Raw genomic sequence first — 18,410 nt, 5'->3', positions numbered from 1 at the left:
AAGAAAATTTATCTCACCGCGCGGGAAACCGCCGACCACCGCACCGAGTACCGTCACGACACGCTGTCGCTGGAAATCCGCAGGGCCACCCGCGCCGAATGGCGCAGCGCGCTGCTGGAAGAGCGCGAACCCGAGTGGGATGCCGTGCTCATTTTCACCCGCAACGCCGCGGGCGAGCTGGTGAGCGAGGAGAACCACGGCGGGAAGTTTGAGTATGAGTACGACGCGCTCGGCAACCTCAGCAGCACGCGGTTCCCGGACGGACGCGAGCTGGCAAGCCTTCGCTACGGCACCGGGCACCTGCTGGAGATGCAGCTGCGCCACGGCGGGGCGACGCACACGCTGGCGGCGTATGGCCGCGACCGCCTGCACCGTGAAATCTCCCGCAGCCAGGGCGTGCTCTCACAGGAAACGCACTACGACACCGCGGGGCGCATCACGCAGCGCACGGTGCTGGACGCCCGCCGGGAGCTGGTGTTCGAGCGCCGCTACCGCTGGGACCGTACCGACCAGATAGTCCAGCAGATACACACCGACGCGACACCGACAACTCCCGGTGAAAAATACAGCCAGTACCTGTGGGGCTACGACGCCGCGGGGCAGGTGACAAAGGCCGTCGAGCCGCAGAAAGAAGAACGCTTCTTCTGGGACCCGGCGGGCAACCGCACCGAGGAGCAACGCAACCCGGTATGGCACAACCTGCTGCTGCGTCTCGACGGGCTGAAGCTCGATTATGACGGGTTCGGGCGGCTCACGCGCCGTCAGGATAAAAACGGCGTGGTGCAGCATTTCACGTATGACGATGAGCAGCGGGTAAAAGAAATCCGCTTTGAGGGGAACAGCGAGTTCCGCAGGGTGGAATACCGCTACGACCCGCTGGGGCGACGCACGCACAAGATTCTGTGGCGCTACGGTGAGAAAGAACCGGAAACCATCCGCTTCGACTGGCAGGGACTGCAACTGGCGGGTGAACAGAGCGACCGCGAGCCGGACCACTACGTCCAGTACGTCTGTACCGAAGGCAGCTATGAGCCGCTGGCGCGGGTCGACAGCGTCTTCGACGACTGCGAAATTTACTGGTACCACACCGAACTCAACGGCCTGCCGGAGCGGGTGACCGACGCTGACGGCCAGACCGTCTGGCGCGGGCAGTTCAGCACCTGGGGCAAAACGGAGCGCGAACTCAGCGTACCGCAGTGGCAGGTACCGCAGAACCTGCGCTTCCAGGGCCAGTACCTCGACCGCGAAAGCGGGCTCCACTACAACCTGTTCCGCTACTACGACCCGGTCGCCGGGCGTTATACGCAGATGGACCCGATAGGGTTAGCGGGCGGGATTAATACGTATTCCTACGTGGGTGATCCGCTGGTGTGGGTGGATCCGTTGGGGTTGAATGCGTGCAAACCTGATAGCGGTATAGCTAGAGGTGACAATCCTTACCAAACTCGTGTTGATCCGCGTTTTCCAGAAAGGCCTGATCCGGCATATTCTATTGACACTACAACTTTTAATAGCGGAACCCCCACATCAAAAGGTGGCATAAGAAATAACAAAGAATTCTGGCAACAGTGGAGCGAGTTACAACCTGATTCTTTAAGTAAAAACAATCTGTACAGGATTCAGGAGTTAGGGCTTTCGCCGAAAATCGACGATACTTGGATAAAAGTATTCCCCGAGCATGTCAACTATAAGGGTGATACACTGATTCATCATCATGTGGATTTTGGTCCCTATGCTATACCTGTACCTGGCAAGACGCATGTCGGTAGTGGTGGTGTGTGGCATACTAAATAGTAGGAGATGAAATGTTATTAACAATTCCTGAGATTGAAAAAAAATTACATGAGAAGTTCGATCCGTTTCAAGGTGAAATGGATGATTTAATTCTGAAAAAAAGAAGTAGTGCTCTTGCTAACATTACAATACTTGAGACAAAGCTTAATATTAAAATATGCAATGACTTTCTGTCATTTTTAAACACCTACGATCTTGATAACTTTTCTCTCGGGAATGTTGCTTTTGGTTCCGGTGATAATTATATCAACACCTTGATTGAACTAAATGAAGACAATGGTTTTAATCATTGGTGGGTTGGTAACAAAAGGCCTGAAGGCGTTATTTTAATTGCGATTTCTGACCCCTACAGCATTTTATTAAATAATAACGATAATAAGGTTTATGGTATTACTGGGGAATCCTATCAATATCAGGAAAATGAGGTTTCAATAAATTTTGAATTATTTGTAAGAGGGGTCGGCACACTCTTTTTGAAAGAAGGTACTGCTTCAGAGGTTGCATCTGCAGTTGGTGCCGTAAATCTAGATTTTTGGCAGAGTCTGTAAAATTACAACTGCCATCATAAAGTATGGCAGTTATAGATTTTTGATATAAAAACATTTTCAAAGGGTTGTTGTGTTTTTTTATATTGTTTCGTTTTCACTCTTCTTAAGAAAATTAATCTTTCGGCATATTTTTTAATAAAGTTGGTGACAAGAAATTTGTCTAGGCCAAGACGCCGACGGCCACACCGTCTGGCGTGGGTATTTTAGCACCTAGGGCAAAACGGAGCGCGAACTCAGCGTGCCGCAGAACTTACGCTTCCAGGGACAATATCTCGACCGCGACAAATTTGTCGGGAACAAATTTGAATACGCGTAGCGTACCCCGGAGGGGCGAGCCACAGGGATGTGGCGAGTAGTGTAGGCTGCACTACAACCTGTTCCGCTACTACGACCCGGTCGCGGGGCGTTACACCCAGATGGACCCGATTGGGTTAGCGGGCGGGCTGAATACGTATTCCTACGTGGGTGATCCGCTGACGAGCGTTGATCCATGGGGCTTATACATTTGTAAAGCTCCTCCTGGATATAAACGCGGTGATGTTGACCTTCATGGTAACTTATCTCCTAACGGTCACCGTGCTCCGGGCCATGGTAATAATCGTGCAGATGGCTTTATTCAAAGCCATCATCCTATTCAGGATGCATGGGCGCAAAAGTGGATTGAGGGCTATAAACGTAATGATGCCCCTGCTGTATTATTGCAGTCATCTTCAGGTGCGCCTCATGCCGCTATTAGTGCAGCGCAGCGCTCAAGAAGAGCTAAACCTGGCGGATGGAATACAACTTTACGAGACGAATTTAATAAAGGCTTCGAAGAGATGATTAAAGCCGGAGTTCCTGTTGGTCAGGCGAAAAAGGCGTTTAAAGATGCGTATTCATATTTCGATACATTAAGAGAAGCAAATAAAAACAACCCTTACTTTGACATTTAATGATTCTTAAGGAATTGTATGAATAAACATATTGAAAACATTGAAACTGATAGAAAAATCAAGTTTCCTCCGTTATACAAGCAATTCTTGGCAAATGAAATAAAAGATAGTGATACCTATGAAATAAATAGCAAGGATGATGGGACTATATATTTGTATAGCTATATAGACCTTGTGGAAAGGAATGAAACCTATGATATCCAAAGCGTTGAGCCTTTTTATTTTTTGATTGGGCAGGATGGAGATTTAGGTTACTTTATCTATGTCGAAAGTGGTAAGGAAAGCGATGTAATATTTAGCGTGGACCTGGGGGCGTTGGGTAGTTTGGAAATGAATGAAGAGGCTAAGGACATATATTCTTTAAGTGCCTAAACTATTTGTTAAAAGCCGAGATTGTTTTAATCTCGGCTCTGTATTAATAAACCTGGCAAGCTATAACGTGGTTGGCTATTAAGTTTGATTTCATGGGTTTATTTTTTAATATCGAAAGTAATTTAAGGTACTTTTTTGGGCTAGAAGTCAGAACCGCCATCTCTGTTGTACATTAGAGCATCAACCTAAAGATATGTGGTCAGGTGGTTAGCGCCGCCGACCCGGCGGGCCACCTCACGCGCCTGCGCTACGACCGTTTCGGTCGCCTGACGACGCTGATTAACCCGAACCGCGAGAGCTGGCGGTTTGAGTATGACGCCACGGGACGGCTGACGGGCCAGCGCGACTACGCGGGCCGGCTGACGGAGTACCGTCACGACGCGCTGGGCCAGGTGACGGAGGTGATTCGCCATCCGCTGCCGGGCAGCGGAGAGGCGCCGCTGGTCACCGCGTTTGAGTATGACGTGCTGGGCCGCCTGACCGCGCGGGAAACCGCCGACCACCGCACCGAGTACCGTCACGACACGCTGTCGCTGGAAATCCGCCGCGCCACCCGCGCCGAGTGGCGCAATGCGCTGCTGGAAGAGCGCGAACCGCACTGGGACGCCGTGCTCATCTTCACCCGCAACGCGGCGGGCGAGCTGGTGAGCGAGGAGAACCACGGCGGGAAATTTGAGTACGGGTACGACGCGCTGGGCAACCTCAGCAGCACGCGGTTCCCGGACGGCCGCGAGCTGGCGGCGCTGCGCTACGGCACCGGGCACCTGCTGGAGATGCAGCTGCGCCACGGCGGGGCGACGCACACGCTGGCGGCCTATGGCCGCGACCGCCTGCACCGGGAAATCTCCCGCAGCCAGGGCGTGCTCTCGCAGGAAACGCACTACGACACCGCCGGGCGTATCACGCAGCGCACGGTGCTGGACGCCCGCGACGCCGGGCGAAAAATACAGCCAGTACCTGTGGGGCTACGACGCGGCGGGGAAGGTGACGAAAGCCGTCGAGCCGCAGAGGGAAGAGCGCTTCTTCTGGGACGCAGCAGGCAACCGCACGGAAGAGCACCGCAACCCGGTGTGGCACAACCTGCTGCTGCGGCTCGACGGGCTGAAGCTGGACTACGACGGGGTCGGGCGGCTCACGCGCCGTCAGGATAAAAACGGCGTGGTGCAGCATTTTGCCTATGACGATGAGCAGCGGGTAAAAGAAATCCGCTTTGAGGGGAACAGCGAGTTCCGCAGGGTGGAATACCGCTACGACCCGCTGGGGCGCAGGACGCATAAGATTCTGTGGCGTTACGCTGAGAAAGACCCGGAAACCATCCGCTTCGACTGGCAGGGACTGCAACTGGCGGGCGAACAGAGCGACCGCGAGCCGGACCACTACGTTCAGTACGTTTACACCGAGGGAAGCTACGAGCCGCTGGCGCGCATCGACAGCGTCTTCGACGACTGCGAGATTTACTGGTACCACACCGAACTCAACGGCCTGCCGGAGCGGGTAACGGACGCCGACGGCCAGACCGTCTGGCGCGGGCAGTTCAGTACGTGGGGCAAAACGGAGCGCGAGCTCAGCGTACCGCAGTGGCAGGTGCCGCAGAACCTGCGCTTCCAGGGCCAGTACCTCGACCGCGAGAGCGGCCTGCACTACAACCTGTTCCGCTACTACGACCCGGTCGCGGGGCGTTACACCCAGATGGACCCGATTGGGTTAGCGGGCGGGATGAATACCTACAGCTATGTGGGTGATCCGCTGACGTGGGTGGATCCGTTGGGGTTGAATCAAGGTTGTGGTCTAGCAAAAGGCATTGAGCATGAAAAAACCTTTAATACTTTGAATGAAGCTCGTGACCACGCAAGGAAAATGTCAGGGATCGGAGATGATGCGGTTGACTTTATTCAAGAGATTGGACCTTCAAAAGGTAGAGTTTCAGGACGTATGTCACCTGATGGTAAGCAAGGATGGCGCTTAGATTATGATGACAAAAAAGGCTACCATGTGAATTGGTGGGACCAACGAGGTGGGCCGAAGCGCAAAGACTGGTTATTTGGTGCTAATAAAATTGAGAACGGGACACTTGATGATTACTATTCATTGCTTGAACATTTTCCATAAGGATTGATTTATGAGGTTTATAAATTTAGATTTACTAAAAGAGTGGGTGAATAATGGAGCAATTATCAGTGATATCACTTTCTCCAAAAAATTATCGCAAATACTTAATGAACTACCATGGCTGGCGGGGCACGTGGATTTTAATAAAATTGAAAACGTGACCGCTTCTATAAGTGATCTGTTAAATGATGAAAGTGAACTTTGTTTTGAGAAAATTTGTCAATGGCTTGGTCAATGTAAGATAAATCATAGCGAATATATTGCATTTTGGTACTCTGAGGATCAGCCGTGCGTTGTATGCGAAAGAGAGTTTGCATTAGCGAATATTGATTCTGCTTACTGGGGAGTTCCGGGATGGAATTATATGTTTGGTTGCGCAGTTAAAGAAGGCAAAATTATTGCTGATTATAATGAGATTCTTTGTTATGACTCTGCAGATACTTTGGTGATTTTAAAAAAATAGTTACCTAAAAATATATTGGTGTTTAACTTGCGCAGTTTAATTTTTTTTTGAAATGTAAACACCTTTTTTAATATGATGCAGCCCTACTAGCTGAAGATTCATTAAATTTTCAGCCTGATCGCTACACGAGTTATCTGTTCGATAATGCAGAGGTTGTTGATAATCCTGAAAAAAACAAGTATCGTTTTTTTATATAGTCATTTAATGAATGCAGGTTAATTTTCGAATGATCGACTGACATGCTAAAATTTATTAAAGAAATTCAAAATCGTGCACACGTTATTGAGACGGATGAGAAAGGAATATACGGAAGTGCCAATAAAAATGTACAGCTTTTCCTTAAAGGCGAGAATGACTTTTCGTTCGAATATTATGTAAATCCAAAAGTCGGGTACAGGAAAGTACAACAAGATATCGGTGATGTTTTAGATACAAAGTCAAGTGAAATGGCTTTATTTGCAAGGGATTTCTTTAATGAAAGTACCAAAGAGAATTTCCATGAGCTTATTAACAGTTACTACGTAGAGTTTTTAGCATTACTTGCAGCTAGCCGTAAAGGGACAGAGTTACCTGCGCGATTAGATACAAATTTGGCATCTCTGGGCCTTTTTTCTTCATGTTTTCTTAGTAAGCAAGATCAGGTTATTATTGCCCAGTATTTTAAGTCTTTTTTGGAAAAGCAAATACAACTTGCTGACCAAGAGGACTATATAGCGCATAAAAGGTGTTATGGTGCGCATACATTGTTGCCTTTATATATATGTATGTCTGACTGTGCACAGAATGAGTTCGAAACTTTTAATGAATTTAATCTGCTAGTAGATGGTGAAGATACACCTCTACGTACTGAAATCAAGGAAAACTTTACGGCATTATATTGCAAAGCATATGAAAATTATTTAAGTGATGATGAGGTAATGGTTAAGGATTTATTTCAAAGTTTAGGTGATTTTCATTTAAATAATTGCCGTAGCGACGATGAAGATTTCTATGTATTCGATTCTATCGAATGGCAGTTTATGCCTAGTGAGATGTTGGCTCTTATTAAGGGAAGACATCTTAGCGGCAAAAATATTGATTTTATTAGTCATGAATTGGTCGATAAATTCCTGCCATTTATTTCTTATGGTGAGGAGATTATTACTAAAGAGAATATACTTTTAAAAAAGGAGATATTAAATCGGTTGTAATGTGTCCAGAGGGCATGAAAATGCCCTATATGATTATTAAGTTTAGCTGTTGTTGTCAAAGAATAAATAAAATTCATGATTAGGTAATTATGAAAGTATCACTAACAATTGCTGTTGACGATAGGAAGCTATCTAAAGCTTATAATAAGCTTTATCCAGAACTTAAAATTTTGATGACACAGTTATCTTTATATGAGCCGCAACATCCCATAGGTGAAATGATAACCGTTATAGTAACAGACACAGAGAAAGATGGGTATATTAGGGAAGATAGCAAGGATGGCGCTTATACTTATTTTATGGGTATGGAGCCTGTACATGATGAGGCGCTGCTGAGAACTAAACTTTTTGGTTATCTTAAAAAAGGTATTGAGAACACGCCCTTCACAATACCTGACCATGAAAATTATAAAAAAATACTTTCTCAGTGGGCAAAAGAATATATTTAGCATCTGAGGGTGACCGAGAAAGGTTACCCTACATTTTTAAATGACAAAGAATATGAAGTCATAAAGTAGTGCTTTAAAGAAGTGCTCTTATCAAAGATGAATATCTGGCCCAATTGACCTTCCATTCTAAAGGTGAGCTTATGGAACTTACTGAAAGATATGCTGTATGGTATTCGACTTGCTCAGATTATAACTTGATTCAAGACTATTTTAACAAAGGGGATGGATTATCCAAATTTGAAAAAGATTTTGGCTTAAAAAATCGATTTATAGATTACGATCATGCTGTTTCAATATGGTATGGAAAAGAGCATGGGGAGTTGGGTGAGGTGAGTACTGATAATCCAGCCATTGATGATGGTTTTCAGTTTATTACAGCGCCTGTTGCAGATAAACTTTACTCGTTAGGAGTGGGGGAAATTAGTTATATTTTTGCTATACCTGATCTTGAATATAATAAACCCGATGATAAGGCAAGTGTTATGAAATTCCTGGATAATGTCGTGTCTTCTCAAAATTCCTCCTCATGGCTAGATGATATTTTGAACGATATGTAAAACTGGATATGATCCTATACAAAACTCTATGAGTTCCGCTGAAGTATAATCATAGATGAATAGAGTAGTCACAGTATTTCCATTTTAGGAAAAGTAATGAAAAGAAGTATTTAAAAACTTTCTGGATAAAAACCTTTTAAAAGCAGGTTTTTTTAAATATGACCCTCCTCAGGAGCAACACTATATGGTTGAGTTAGTCGATGCTGAAAAGCACATTGATGAAAACGAATTTATCGAATTTGCAAAGAGCTTTACCGGGCCATTACCAGATTCCTTCAAAGACCATTACTTACGGATTAACGGCGGTTATTTAGGCGAGGAGGATGTTGAGGCGGGCCGGTGGGGAATACCGATCGGTGGTTTTAATCCCGTAAAATATGGCGAGCTCACCATTGAGGAACTCATTACGGATATCGGAACTATTTCTCCTTCTGACAGTGATTATGGCCCCTGGCATGAAAAGGAGTTTGTTCCGTTCGCTTACGATAACGGCGGTAACACCGTTTTCCTGTCACTAAAAGAAAGCGATTACGGCTGCATATATATCTATGCGCAAGATGGGGATGATCTCTTTGAAGTTGCAGATTCTTTTGATGAATTTATAAGCGCGCTATACCGGCGCTGAACGGGGTTAACGGGGTGGCGATGCGCCCCGGGCGAATGCCGACATAGCTGTTTGCGGCGAGTACTACGCGAAGAGGCTTATACTTTTGCGTGCCCCAAAAAAGAGTTTAACCCTTCGCGAGTGCGCCAACGCGTTAAGTTATCGCCTTAATAAGGCTATTCACCTGGTTTTTTTAACACTCATAGCAGGGGTTTTCTGTTATTACTCATATTTTGAAAGCGAACATTCTGTTAACGGCATCTTATAATTTATCAATTAATGCTTATCTTTCACCGTATCGCTTATTTATCCTGATCGTATGCACAGTAAAACGAAATGACAGGCTGAATTTGTCCTGTCCTCATACATAAAAAAATTCAGTAACTTACTGTCTATAAACAACAAATTTCACATAAGGCAGGAAATTGCCGTCAGGTCTTTTAATTGCCTGACGAAACGCGTTATCCTCTGCCGGAAATGAGTTCTGTCTTAACTCAAATACACCCATTAGAAATGTGCGATTTTTATTATGGCGGTCACCCGTGCGGTGTCGTGTTCTCTTTTTTACAGGTAGCAAAGTGTGTTACGCACGAAATAGATAAAGATAAGTTATGAATTTATTCCCCGTTAGTGACAGTAACGTTAGTGAATTAACCTTTGTGGTTTCCCGAGCCTCTGCCAATGCGGATGATAAGGTTCATGCCGTCGCCGCCCGCATCGTCAGAGAAATGGAAACGTCCCTGCCTGAGTTCCGCCTGATCTCCACGGAGATGACGCTCATTGACGGCGAGCCGGCCGTCGATATGTTCTGGCAGTATCTGGAGGACAATGCGACGGTGTATCAGCGCCAGACGGTGATCCTGTTAAACGATCCGCCAGAGGGCAAAAAAATGGTGTGTTATAGCGGCACCTGCGTTGGCGAATTCCTTGAGTCGCATCACCAGCAGTATCAGGAAATCCTGCAAAGCATTAAGTTTCATCGTCAGCAGGCGTCGCGCGTGCAGACGGCAGAGCGGTAAAACAGAGGGAAGCGGGAAGGGCAGAGTGAAAACGCCGCCCCGAAGGAGCGGCGTTATGGCTTAGGCTTTTTTCGCTTCTTCAGCGGCTTTCACGATAACCGCGAAAGCGTCCGCCTTCAGAGAAGCGCCGCCAACCAGCGCACCGTCGATGTCCGGCTGGGTGAACAGCTCTGCCGCGTTGGACGCGTTAACGGAACCGCCGTACTGAATGATAACCTGCTCGGCGATTTTCGCATCGGCTTTGGCAATGTGGTCACGAATGAATTTGTGAACCGCCTGGGCCTGCGCCGGGGTCGCGGATTTGCCGGTACCGATAGCCCAAACCGGTTCGTAAGCAATCACTGCGCCTTCAAAAGCAGCGGCGCCCTGAGTTTTCAGGACGGCGTCAATCTGGCGCGCGCACACTTCTTCAGTTTTACCCGCTTCGTTTTCCGCTTCAGTTTCACCGATGCACAGTACCGGGATCAGACCCTGCTCTTTCAGCACGGCGAATTTCTTCGCGATCAGCTCGTCAGATTCCGCGTGGTAGGTACGACGCTCAGAGTGGCCGATAATGATGTATTTCGCGCCGATATCTTTGAGCATTTCAGCGGAAGTTTCACCAGTGAACGCGCCGGAGAGGTTAACGTCGACGTTCTGGGCGCCAAGAATGATGTGGCTGCCTGCGGCGGCCTGCTTAGCCAGATCCAGATACATCGCCGGCGGGGCGATAGCAACGCCGCAGCCGCTCACGCCAGCCAGTTCTTTACGCAGGTTAGCTACCAGCTCGTTCACCATGTGGCGGCTGCCGTTCAGTTTCCAGTTACCCATCACTAAAGGATGTCGCATTTTCATTCTCCACGCGCTAAGCGAATTAAGGAATATTGCTGCCCCGTGGGCAGCGCGGTCTGTGAAACAGTATAGAGATTCGTCTCTGGAAAGGCTTTGCTTTTTGTCATTTATTGCTCCCTTCCAGCGTTTGCGATAGCGCCAGCTTAATCGGTTCAACAGCGAAGGTCAGCCCTTTTTCGCCGCTGTCCGCTACCACATAGCGTATCGCGCCTTCCGCCTGGCTGAAGTAGCGTTTACCTTTGCCTTCGGTAAGCAGCCGCGTCAGCCGCTGCTGGCTCTGCGCTTTGCCCATTTTGGGCGTAAAGCTCCTGAGCAGTGCCGCCATATACTCCAGCGCTTTCGCCTTCGCGGCCTTTTGCTCCGGCCCCTGAATGGGCAGCCAGGTCATTTGTATGCTTTTGATTTTCAGCGTGCCGCGCTCCAGCGCCGTCGAGGCGTAGAGGTTTTCGTTGATCTTACTGGCCGCGCGCATCAGGTTAACCTTATCGCCTTTCACGTCGATGGCACGGAATTCATTCAGCGGCAGCGTAGGGTTATCGGCGTTAAAGTGCTCGCGAAACTGCGAGATGGAAAGGTCAAACGTGGGCGAGCCGGGCAGGAGATAGGGCGCGGTCGGCGTCAGGGTCTCCGGGTCGGTTTCGGCATCGGCGAAGCGCGCTACCAGCGGCAGCGTCAGAAAAAGAAGATAAAACAGCGGCTTCATGATTCACCTTTCCCGGTTGCGTATCACAGGGATTAAAACGATATCGGGCTGGCTTGTCAAAACCCGTCCGCACCAGGGTAAACTGTGCGCCACGCACACAGTAAGGTTTAGGTTATGACCCTTCAGCAGTGGTTGTTCTCATTTAAAGGCCGTATTGGCCGCCGTGATTTCTGGGCCTGGATGGCGCTCTGGGTGGCGTTGATGATTATTCTTTTCACCCTGACCGGTAACGATTTGCTGAACACGCAAATGGCAGCATTTATGCTGGTCTGCATGTTGTGGCCAACGGCGGCGGTGGTGGTAAAACGCCTCCACGATCGCGGTAAATCGGGCGCCTGGGCGCTCCTGATGATCCTCGCGTGGATGCTGCTCGCCGGGAACTGGGCGGTGCTCGGCGGCATCTGGCAGTGGGCCGTGGGACGCTTTATCCCGACGCTCATTATGGTGATGATGGTGCTGGACCTGGGCGCGTTTCTCGGCACCCAGGGCGAAAATAAATACGGGAAAGAGACCCGCGAGGTGAAGTACCGCTGATTACCAGTAGTGCTCCGCCGTCATATGGCCCGGACGACGGCGCAAATGCTTCGCCATCTGGCGGGTATCTTTCAGCAGTTGCTGAGTGTCGCGCACCATCTGCGGGTTCCCGCACAGCATCACGTGGCTGGTCGCGGTGTCCATCGGCAACCCGACCGCCGCTTCCAGCGCGCCGCTTTCAATCAGCGCCGGCACGCGGCCCGTAAGCGAGCCGGAGACCGTTTCACGACTCACGACGGTCTGTATCCGCAGCTTACCTTCGTAGCGCTGTTGCAGCTCCAGCATCAGCGGCAGATAGCTTAAATCCCGGGCGTAGCGCACCGCGTGGACCAGCACGATGTTTTTGAAACGCTCAAGATCGCTGCCTTCCTGGAGAATCGACAGGTAGGGGCCGATAGCGGTGCCGGTCGCCAGCATCCATAACGTCTCGCACTCGGGGATTTCTTCCAGCACGAAAAAGCCCGCCGCGTCGCTCACCACCATTATTTCATCGCCGGGCTGCATCGCGTGCAGTCGCGGGCTGAGTTTGCCCTCCGGCACCGTCACCAGATAAAACTCCAGATCCGGGTTGCCCGGCGCGTTGACGTAAGAATAGGCGCGCTGCACGCGCTCGCCGTCTATCTCAAGGCCAAGCTTGGTGAATTGTCCGGCGGTGAACGGCGCGACAGGGGCGTGAACAATGAGACTGAAGAGAGAATCGGTCCAGTGCTGAACCCGAACCACTTTACCTGTAACCCAATCCGCCATGTTTCGCTCCTGTGTTAACTGTTGCTTTATCTTCGCCAGAGAAGCGCGCCATTTCCAGCCCGGGCGGGCCGGAAAGCTCATTCAGACAAACTTTCAGAGGATGTGCGTCTGGATCTCCGGATCTTTGCGATCGAGATAGTGAATGGACTGAATGCGACGAATGGTGCGCGATTTGCCGCGAATCAGCAGCGTTTCGGTGGTGGCGATGTTGCCCTTGCGGGTAATGCCGTCCAGCAGGTCGCCTTTGGTGATGCCGGTCGCTGAGAAAATCACGTTATCGTTGCGCGCCATGTCGTCAAGTTTCAGCACGTTGCCCGCCCCGATGCCCATCGCCTGGCAGCGCGCCAGTTCCTGCTCGCCGATGCGACGGTTTTCCGGCGTGTCGCCCTTTACCACGTGGCGCGCCAGCAGACGGCCCTGCATGTCGCCATCCAGCGCGCGGATCACGGCGGCGGAGACCACGCCCTCCGGGGCGCCGCCGATGCCATACAGCACGTCCACTTCGCTGTCCGGCATACAGGTCAGGATAGATGCCGCCACGTCGCCGTCAGGAATGGCGAAGACGCGCACGCCAAGCTGCTGCATCTGCGCGATGACGCTATCGTGACGCGGTTTAGCGAGAATAGTGACGGTGAGCTCGTGAAGGGGTTTATTGAGCGCGACGGCGATGTTTGCGAGGTTCTGCTCAAGCGGCAGATTAAGATCGATAACGCCTTTCGCGCCGGGGCCGACGATGAGCTTTTCCATATACATATCGGGCGCGTTCAGGAAGCTGCCTTTATCGCCCACGGCCAGCACCGCCAGCGCGTTGGCCTGGCCCATCGCCGTCATGCGCGTACCTTCGATAGGATCTACGGCAATATCTACGGCGTCGCCGGTGCCGGTGCCGACCTTCTCGCCGATGTAGAGCATCGGCGCTTCATCGATTTCCCCTTCGCCAATCACAATCTGCCCGTCGATATCGACTTTATTGAGCATAATGCGCATGGCGTTGACGGCAGCGCCGTCAGCAAGGTTTTTATCGCCGCGTCCCAGCCACTTGTACCCGGCCAGCGCCGCCGCTTCGGTGACGCGTGAAAATTCGATGGCAAGTTCTCGTTTCATGACTCTTTTCCGCAAGATTAACTGCGTCGGAGTGTAGCACAGAGCGGATAGCGGCTGTTACGGACGGGCTGGCCGGTGGGGAAGTCAGAAGCGCTACGCGGCCCTCGCGGCTACTTCTGGAAGGCTTTTTTTAAGCTGATCCTCGACAGTAGCTCGGTCAGGGAAAGTACCATGGTGGAGCGCACCACCTGCTGGTAACGCTGTTTTTGCATCTGGAGCAATTGCGGATCGCTGCTTTCCAGCGCGGGCGGCGCAGGAGGCAGCGCGACGACGCAATGCAGCTCGCCAAACGGGCCGAGGATTTCATCATCGGTAAAGGCGTAGTCGTTGCCGTCGTGATTCAGCTCTTCACGCAGCGCCATCAGCAGTTCGCAATCTTCATACTCGGCGCGGCTGATTACGCCAAGCCCATAAATCAGCTTCAGGCGCACGGAGAGATCGCCCAGCGGGCCGCTGCCGTCGAGCAGCGGCTCAACGGCATATTTGACCGCATAGTCGTCTTTGCGAAACACCTGCAATACCAGAATGTTGACCGCCTCGGTGAGGAGTTCAACGGCGGCGATCAACAGGCTTCTTACGGTTTTGCCAGCATTCAGACGCTCAAGCACACGGTTTTCAAAGGCCTGGGTTTCTTCCATCATTGCCTGCATATCTGACAAGTCATCAGCGGGCGCAGACTCAGCCGCGCCCGTTAGTTATTACGCTTTTGCGTTATACGCGTTTACCGCCTCGGCGACGACGTCGCTGTTCGCGTCCAGACCAGACACCTGCGCCAGCGCGGCCTGCGGGCCTTTATCGGCGATAAGCTGCGCGAGCTCCTGCGCCTGCGGATCGTCTGCGCTGCGGAAGTGCATGGCAGCGGCGATGCCCAGCACCAGATTCTGATGCGGCAGGCCATATTCCAGGGTGCCCAGCAGCGGCTTAATCAGGCGATCGCCCGCGCTCAGTTTGCGCAGCGGCTGACGGCCCACACGCTCCACGTCATCTTTCAGGTACGGGTTTTCAAAGCGGCCAAGGATTTTCTCGATGTAAGCGGCATGCTTCGCGTCGTCAAAGCCGTAGCGTTTAATAAGTACCGCGCCGCTCTCTTCCATCGCGCCACGTACCACCAGACGAATTTTCTCATCCAGAATGGCGTCGCGAATGGTCTGATGACCGGCCAGTTTTCCGAGGTAGGCGGTTATAGCATGCCCGGTGTTCAGGGTGAAGAGCTTGCGCTCAACAAAAGCCATCAGGTTGTCGGTGAGTTCCATACCGGCGATGGCCGGCAGCTCGCCCTTAAACTGGGTTTTATCGACAATCCATTCGCTGAACGTTTCAACGGTCACTTCAAGCGGATCGTTCGCGGCGGATTCCGACGGCGGCACGATACGGTCAACAGCGGAATCCACGAAGCCGATGTGGCTTTCCACCCACGCTTTGTCGTCTTGCGCCAGCGCGTTAAAAACGTGCGTTTTCAGCTGGCTGGTGCCGCGCACCATGTTTTCGCAGGCGATAATATTAAGCGAGCGCGCGTTGCCCTGGGATTTACGCAGCGCCAGCCCTTTGGCAATCGCCGGAGCGATACGCTCCAGCACGACCGGACCAACAGCGGTGGTCACGAGGTCGACCTGCGCGATGAGCGTTACCACGTCGTCGCTGGTGCTGTTGACCGCATCGACGCCGGAGACGGTATCAATCTGCTCCTGTTCGCCCACCACGCGCACCTGGTAGCTGTGGCGCGCGTTCAGCGCATCCAGCACCGTCTGGTTAACGTCGGCGAACGTCAGGCCGATGCCCGCGTCCGCGAGCAGTTTGCCAATAAAGCCACGACCAATATTACCTGCGCCAAAATGTAATGCTTTCATGGGAATACCTTCTTACTTAAAGCGGAAACTGTATCACCCGAGAGGGCGGGGGAAAGGGTGCTGCGTGCGACCTCCCTTTCCCTTGCCCTCTCCCTGTGCGGGAGAGGTAAGGTTGCCCTGGTGGAGCACAAACATCTCAATAACGTCTCAATAGCGAAGAGAGGGACTGTGCCCTCTCTTCCGGCGTTACGCCACGTTTTTACCCGACAGCAGCGCCAGCACTTCGTCCACACTTTCGGTGTGCGCCAGTCGCTCAATCACGCTTTCATCATCCAGCGCGTTGGTCAGGCTGGTGATGACCTGAATGTGTTCGTTGTTGCGCGCGGCGATACCGATAACCAGACGGGCGATATCGTCTTCTTCTTCGCCGAAACGCACACCCTGTGGATACTGACAGAACACGACGCCGGTTTTCAGTACACGGTCTTTCGCTTCAACGGTCCCGTGCGGAACTGCGATGGACTCGCCGAGATACGTCGGGGTGAGTTTTTCACGTTCCAGCATCGCCTCCACATACTCCGGCTGCACGTAGCCGCCTTTTACCAGTTGCTCACCGGCAAAGCGAATCGCGTCTTCTTTATTGCTCGCCTGACGGCCGAGGAAGATGTTTTCCGCACCGAGCTTAAACAGGTGGCTGTCGCTCGTATCGAAGCTGTCCTGCAGGCTGGTGCGCACTTTCTCTTCGTTCTGGGTGTGGCGCTGCGCGGCGACCAGACGCTCGGTCAGGCCCGCATACAGGCCGCTGTCCAGGAAGTTGGTCAGCGAAATATGCTGCGCATGCGGCGCCTGACGCATCGCGCGCTCGGTGAGGTCGCGGTGGGTGATCACCAGATCCACATCGCCCGGCAGGCTGTTGATGGCGCTGTTGGTGACAGAAATCTGGCTTAAGCCCGCATCCTGCACTTTCTTACGCAGCACGCCCGCGCCCATCGCGCTTGAACCCATACCGGCGTCGCAGGCGACGATGATTTTACGCACGTGGCTCAGGTCGTTGCTCAGATCAGCAGCCGGTGCGCCAGCGCCTTTAGACTGCGCTTTCATATCCTGCATACGACGAGTAGCCGCATCGATATCGTCTTCTTCTTTCACTTTGCTGGTTTTCAGCAGGATAGCCGCCACCACGAAGGAGACCGCCATCGCGGCGAAAATCGCCACCAGGTTTGCGAAATACGCGCCTTTTGGCGTCATCGCCAGCACCGCGAGGATAGAACCCGGAGAGGCCGGAGAAACCAGGCCGCCGTTCAGGATGGTCAGGCAGAACACGCCGGTCATACCGCCCAGGATAACGGCGATAATCAGACGCGGGTTCATCAGCACATACGGGAAGTAAATCTCGTGGATACCGCCCAGGAAATGGATGATAGCCGCGCCGCCCGCAGACTGTTTCGCGCTGCCGCGACCAAAGAACATGTACGCCAGCAGGATGCCCATGCCCGGGCCCGGGTTGGCTTCAATCAGGAAGAAGATAGATTTGCCAAGCTCATGCGACTGCTGAATACCCAGCGGCGAGAAAATGCCGTGGTTGATGGCGTTGTTCAGGAACAGGATTTTCGCCGGTTCAACGAAAATCGACGCCAGCGGCAGCATGTCGTGAACCACCATGAAGTTCACGCCAGCGGCCAGCACTTTGGAAAGCACTTCTACCGCCGGGCCAATGCCGAGGAACGCCAGAATCGCGAGGATCATACCGATGATGCCCGCGGAGAAGTTGTTCACCAGCATTTCAAAGCCGGATTTGATTTTGCCGTCGACCGAGGCGTCGAACTTCTTAATGCAGAAGCCGCCCAGCGGGCCTGCGATCATCGCGCCCAGGAACATCGGGATGTCCGCGCCGACGATAACGCCCATAGTGGTAATTGCGCCCACCACGCCGCCGCGCTCACCGCCGATCAGCTTACCGCCGGTATAACCAATCAGCAGCGGCAGCAGATAAGTGATCATCGGGCCAACCAGCTTCGCCAGCGTCTCGTTGGGCCACCATCCTGTAGGAATAAATAACGCGGTGATAATACCCCAGGCGATAAACGCGCCGATGTTAGGCATTACCATATTGCTGAGAAAACGACCAAAGCTTTGCACTTTGATCTTGATATCGGATGACATAGAACACCCCTTCTTATGTTTACGCGCAGGCTTGCGGCCCGAGGTTTATTGTTAACGTGGCGGCAGAGGTAGCCGGACCCATGCTCTGATGACGCGAAATCTGGCACTGAATTGCGATGGTGTCCAGACAGGTGCTTTTAGTGTGATCTCGATCACGTGAAGCTGGGGTTATCGGGGTATGGTTGCGTGATTCAAATCACAAAATCGGCGTGTAAAAAAAAGACAATGCGCAAAATATCGCCGCAACCACCCGATAAATGTGAATAAAATCACATTTTGTTGCGGGGGTTTTGTTATTCATTTGTGATGTAAATCACAAAATATTTCCCAGGAAAAATCCGAACAAAGGCCGTTCATTTTTTATCCATGACACAAAGCATAGCCTGTAAGAAAGTTACAGCAGCCAGATGACAACAAAACCTCGCTTGTACAGCCGTTCCGCCTGTGCGTTTTACCGCGCCGCTGCCCGCCTTTTTCGCGTATCCTGACCCATACTTACCCTTC

At 51.6% G+C, this 18,410-nt stretch carries 18 protein-coding genes and 3 pseudogenes; 14 read left to right on the top strand and 7 right to left on the bottom strand.

Going from position 1 to position 18,410, the window contains the following annotated elements:
• Positions 1-12: 12 nt before the first annotated feature.
• From AFK63_RS17935 to AFK63_RS17885, 13 genes and pseudogenes are all read left to right on the top strand, one after another.
• Positions 13-1,401, top strand: a pseudogene (locus AFK63_RS17935) (RHS repeat-associated core domain-containing protein); the annotation flags it as partial.
• Positions 1,375-1,794 carry a hypothetical protein gene (locus AFK63_RS21685; RefSeq protein WP_282830769.1) on the top strand — a complete coding sequence of 140 codons (420 nt, stop codon included), beginning with the start codon at positions 1,375-1,377 and terminating at the stop codon, positions 1,792-1,794. The pseudogene AFK63_RS17935 and the gene AFK63_RS21685, both read left to right, overlap by 27 nt.
• An 11-nt stretch (positions 1,795-1,805) precedes the next feature.
• Positions 1,806-2,342: a hypothetical protein gene (locus AFK63_RS17930; protein WP_038866153.1), complete on the top strand. Its 537-nt coding sequence runs from the start codon at positions 1,806-1,808 to the stop codon at positions 2,340-2,342.
• A gap of 238 nt (positions 2,343-2,580) precedes the next feature.
• Positions 2,581-3,274 (top strand): annotated as a pseudogene (locus AFK63_RS20820) (RHS repeat-associated core domain-containing protein); the annotation flags it as partial.
• Positions 3,275-3,292: 18 nt separating this feature from the next.
• Complete coding sequence (locus AFK63_RS17920) at positions 3,293-3,646, top strand: hypothetical protein (protein ID WP_038866151.1); 354 nt, start codon at positions 3,293-3,295, stop codon at positions 3,644-3,646.
• 203 nt (positions 3,647-3,849) lie between these two features.
• Positions 3,850-4,797: a hypothetical protein gene (locus tag AFK63_RS21865; protein ID WP_456062136.1), complete on the top strand. Its 948-nt coding sequence runs from the start codon at positions 3,850-3,852 to the stop codon at positions 4,795-4,797.
• A gap of 256 nt (positions 4,798-5,053) precedes the next feature.
• Positions 5,054-5,422, top strand: a pseudogene (locus AFK63_RS21860) (RHS repeat-associated core domain-containing protein); the annotation flags it as partial.
• A gap of 343 nt (positions 5,423-5,765) precedes the next feature.
• Entirely contained in the window at positions 5,766-6,218 is a 453-nt protein-coding gene (locus AFK63_RS17910) for a hypothetical protein (protein WP_038866142.1), read from the top strand.
• Positions 6,219-6,457: 239 nt separating this feature from the next.
• Positions 6,458-7,408, top strand: coding sequence for a hypothetical protein (locus AFK63_RS17905; protein ID WP_038866140.1), 951 nt, complete (start codon positions 6,458-6,460; stop codon positions 7,406-7,408).
• Positions 7,409-7,497: 89 nt separating this feature from the next.
• Positions 7,498-7,857, top strand: a complete 360-nt coding sequence (locus tag AFK63_RS17900; protein ID WP_038866137.1) for a hypothetical protein — start codon at positions 7,498-7,500, stop codon at positions 7,855-7,857.
• Positions 7,858-7,997: 140 nt separating this feature from the next.
• Positions 7,998-8,414 (top strand): hypothetical protein, encoded by a 417-nt coding sequence (locus AFK63_RS17895; RefSeq protein ID WP_038866117.1) that lies wholly within the window; start codon positions 7,998-8,000, stop codon positions 8,412-8,414.
• 184 nt (positions 8,415-8,598) lie between these two features.
• Positions 8,599-9,039: an SMI1/KNR4 family protein gene (locus tag AFK63_RS17890; RefSeq protein ID WP_038866115.1), complete on the top strand. Its 441-nt coding sequence runs from the start codon at positions 8,599-8,601 to the stop codon at positions 9,037-9,039.
• A gap of 590 nt (positions 9,040-9,629) precedes the next feature.
• Entirely contained in the window at positions 9,630-10,037 is a 408-nt protein-coding gene (locus tag AFK63_RS17885; RefSeq protein WP_038866112.1) for a DcrB-related protein, read from the top strand.
• Between the two features lie 60 nt (positions 10,038-10,097).
• Here AFK63_RS17885 and tpiA read toward each other — a convergent pair whose 3' ends face one another.
• Together tpiA and AFK63_RS17875 are read right to left on the bottom strand one after the other, a co-directional pair.
• The gene (gene tpiA, locus AFK63_RS17880) at positions 10,098-10,865 is read right to left on the bottom strand and encodes a triose-phosphate isomerase (RefSeq protein ID WP_038866110.1); all 768 of its coding nucleotides are present in this window, start codon (positions 10,863-10,865) and stop codon (positions 10,098-10,100) included.
• A 106-nt stretch (positions 10,866-10,971) separates the two neighbouring features.
• Positions 10,972-11,571, bottom strand: a complete 600-nt coding sequence (locus AFK63_RS17875) for a YiiQ family protein (protein WP_038866108.1) — start codon at positions 11,569-11,571, stop codon at positions 10,972-10,974.
• A gap of 114 nt (positions 11,572-11,685) precedes the next feature.
• Here AFK63_RS17875 and AFK63_RS17870 point away from each other — a divergent pair, with 114 nt between their 5' ends.
• Entirely contained in the window at positions 11,686-12,105 is a 420-nt protein-coding gene (locus tag AFK63_RS17870) for a DUF805 domain-containing protein (protein WP_038866105.1), read from the top strand.
• On the opposite strand, the gene fpr is transcribed toward AFK63_RS17870, so the two are convergent.
• From fpr to AFK63_RS17845, 5 genes are all read right to left on the bottom strand, one after another.
• Entirely contained in the window at positions 12,106-12,852 is a 747-nt protein-coding gene (gene fpr / locus AFK63_RS17865) for a ferredoxin--NADP(+) reductase (protein WP_038866103.1), read from the bottom strand. It lies immediately after the preceding gene.
• A gap of 93 nt (positions 12,853-12,945) precedes the next feature.
• Entirely contained in the window at positions 12,946-13,956 is a 1,011-nt protein-coding gene (gene glpX, locus AFK63_RS17860) for a class II fructose-bisphosphatase (RefSeq protein WP_038866101.1), read from the bottom strand.
• Between the two features lie 110 nt (positions 13,957-14,066).
• Complete coding sequence (gene mtlR / locus AFK63_RS17855) at positions 14,067-14,606, bottom strand: mannitol operon repressor MtlR (RefSeq protein ID WP_038866099.1); 540 nt, start codon at positions 14,604-14,606, stop codon at positions 14,067-14,069.
• A gap of 48 nt (positions 14,607-14,654) precedes the next feature.
• Positions 14,655-15,803, bottom strand: a complete 1,149-nt coding sequence (gene mtlD, locus AFK63_RS17850) for a mannitol-1-phosphate 5-dehydrogenase (RefSeq protein WP_038866097.1) — start codon at positions 15,801-15,803, stop codon at positions 14,655-14,657.
• Positions 15,804-15,989: 186 nt separating this feature from the next.
• On the bottom strand, positions 15,990-17,906 hold the full coding sequence (locus AFK63_RS17845; protein WP_038866095.1) for a PTS mannitol transporter subunit IICBA: 1,917 nt from the start codon (positions 17,904-17,906) through the stop codon (positions 15,990-15,992).
• Positions 17,907-18,410 lie beyond the last annotated feature (504 nt).

Origin of the sequence: Cronobacter muytjensii ATCC 51329 (assembly GCF_001277195.1) — a bacterium.
Classification (GTDB): domain Bacteria; phylum Pseudomonadota; class Gammaproteobacteria; order Enterobacterales; family Enterobacteriaceae; genus Cronobacter; species Cronobacter muytjensii.
This window is presented reverse-complemented; position numbering and strand designations above follow the sequence as displayed.

Bases quoted from the DNA above. Each gene is read 5' to 3' on its own strand.
- AFK63_RS17900 (WP_038866137.1), top strand. From the start codon at position 7,498: ATGAAAGTATCACTAACAATTGCTGTTGACGATAGGAAGCTATCTAAA.
- tpiA (WP_038866110.1), bottom strand. From the start codon at position 10,865: ATGCGACATCCTTTAGTGATGGGTAACTGGAAACTGAACGGCAGCCGC.
- fpr (WP_038866103.1), bottom strand. From the start codon at position 12,852: ATGGCGGATTGGGTTACAGGTAAAGTGGTTCGGGTTCAGCACTGGACC.
- AFK63_RS17890 (WP_038866115.1), top strand. From the start codon at position 8,599: ATGGTTGAGTTAGTCGATGCTGAAAAGCACATTGATGAAAACGAATTT.
- mtlD (WP_038866097.1), bottom strand. From the start codon at position 15,803: ATGAAAGCATTACATTTTGGCGCAGGTAATATTGGTCGTGGCTTTATT.
- AFK63_RS17930 (WP_038866153.1), top strand. From the start codon at position 1,806: ATGTTATTAACAATTCCTGAGATTGAAAAAAAATTACATGAGAAGTTC.
- AFK63_RS17875 (WP_038866108.1), bottom strand. From the start codon at position 11,571: ATGAAGCCGCTGTTTTATCTTCTTTTTCTGACGCTGCCGCTGGTAGCG.
- AFK63_RS17870 (WP_038866105.1), top strand. From the start codon at position 11,686: ATGACCCTTCAGCAGTGGTTGTTCTCATTTAAAGGCCGTATTGGCCGC.
- AFK63_RS17910 (WP_038866142.1), top strand. From the start codon at position 5,766: ATGAGGTTTATAAATTTAGATTTACTAAAAGAGTGGGTGAATAATGGA.
- AFK63_RS17895 (WP_038866117.1), top strand. From the start codon at position 7,998: ATGGAACTTACTGAAAGATATGCTGTATGGTATTCGACTTGCTCAGAT.
- AFK63_RS17845 (WP_038866095.1), bottom strand. From the start codon at position 17,906: ATGTCATCCGATATCAAGATCAAAGTGCAAAGCTTTGGTCGTTTTCTC.
- AFK63_RS17920 (WP_038866151.1), top strand. From the start codon at position 3,293: ATGAATAAACATATTGAAAACATTGAAACTGATAGAAAAATCAAGTTT.
- glpX (WP_038866101.1), bottom strand. From the start codon at position 13,956: ATGAAACGAGAACTTGCCATCGAATTTTCACGCGTCACCGAAGCGGCG.
- AFK63_RS17905 (WP_038866140.1), top strand. From the start codon at position 6,458: ATGCTAAAATTTATTAAAGAAATTCAAAATCGTGCACACGTTATTGAG.
- AFK63_RS17885 (WP_038866112.1), top strand. From the start codon at position 9,630: ATGAATTTATTCCCCGTTAGTGACAGTAACGTTAGTGAATTAACCTTT.
- mtlR (WP_038866099.1), bottom strand. From the start codon at position 14,606: ATGCAGGCAATGATGGAAGAAACCCAGGCCTTTGAAAACCGTGTGCTT.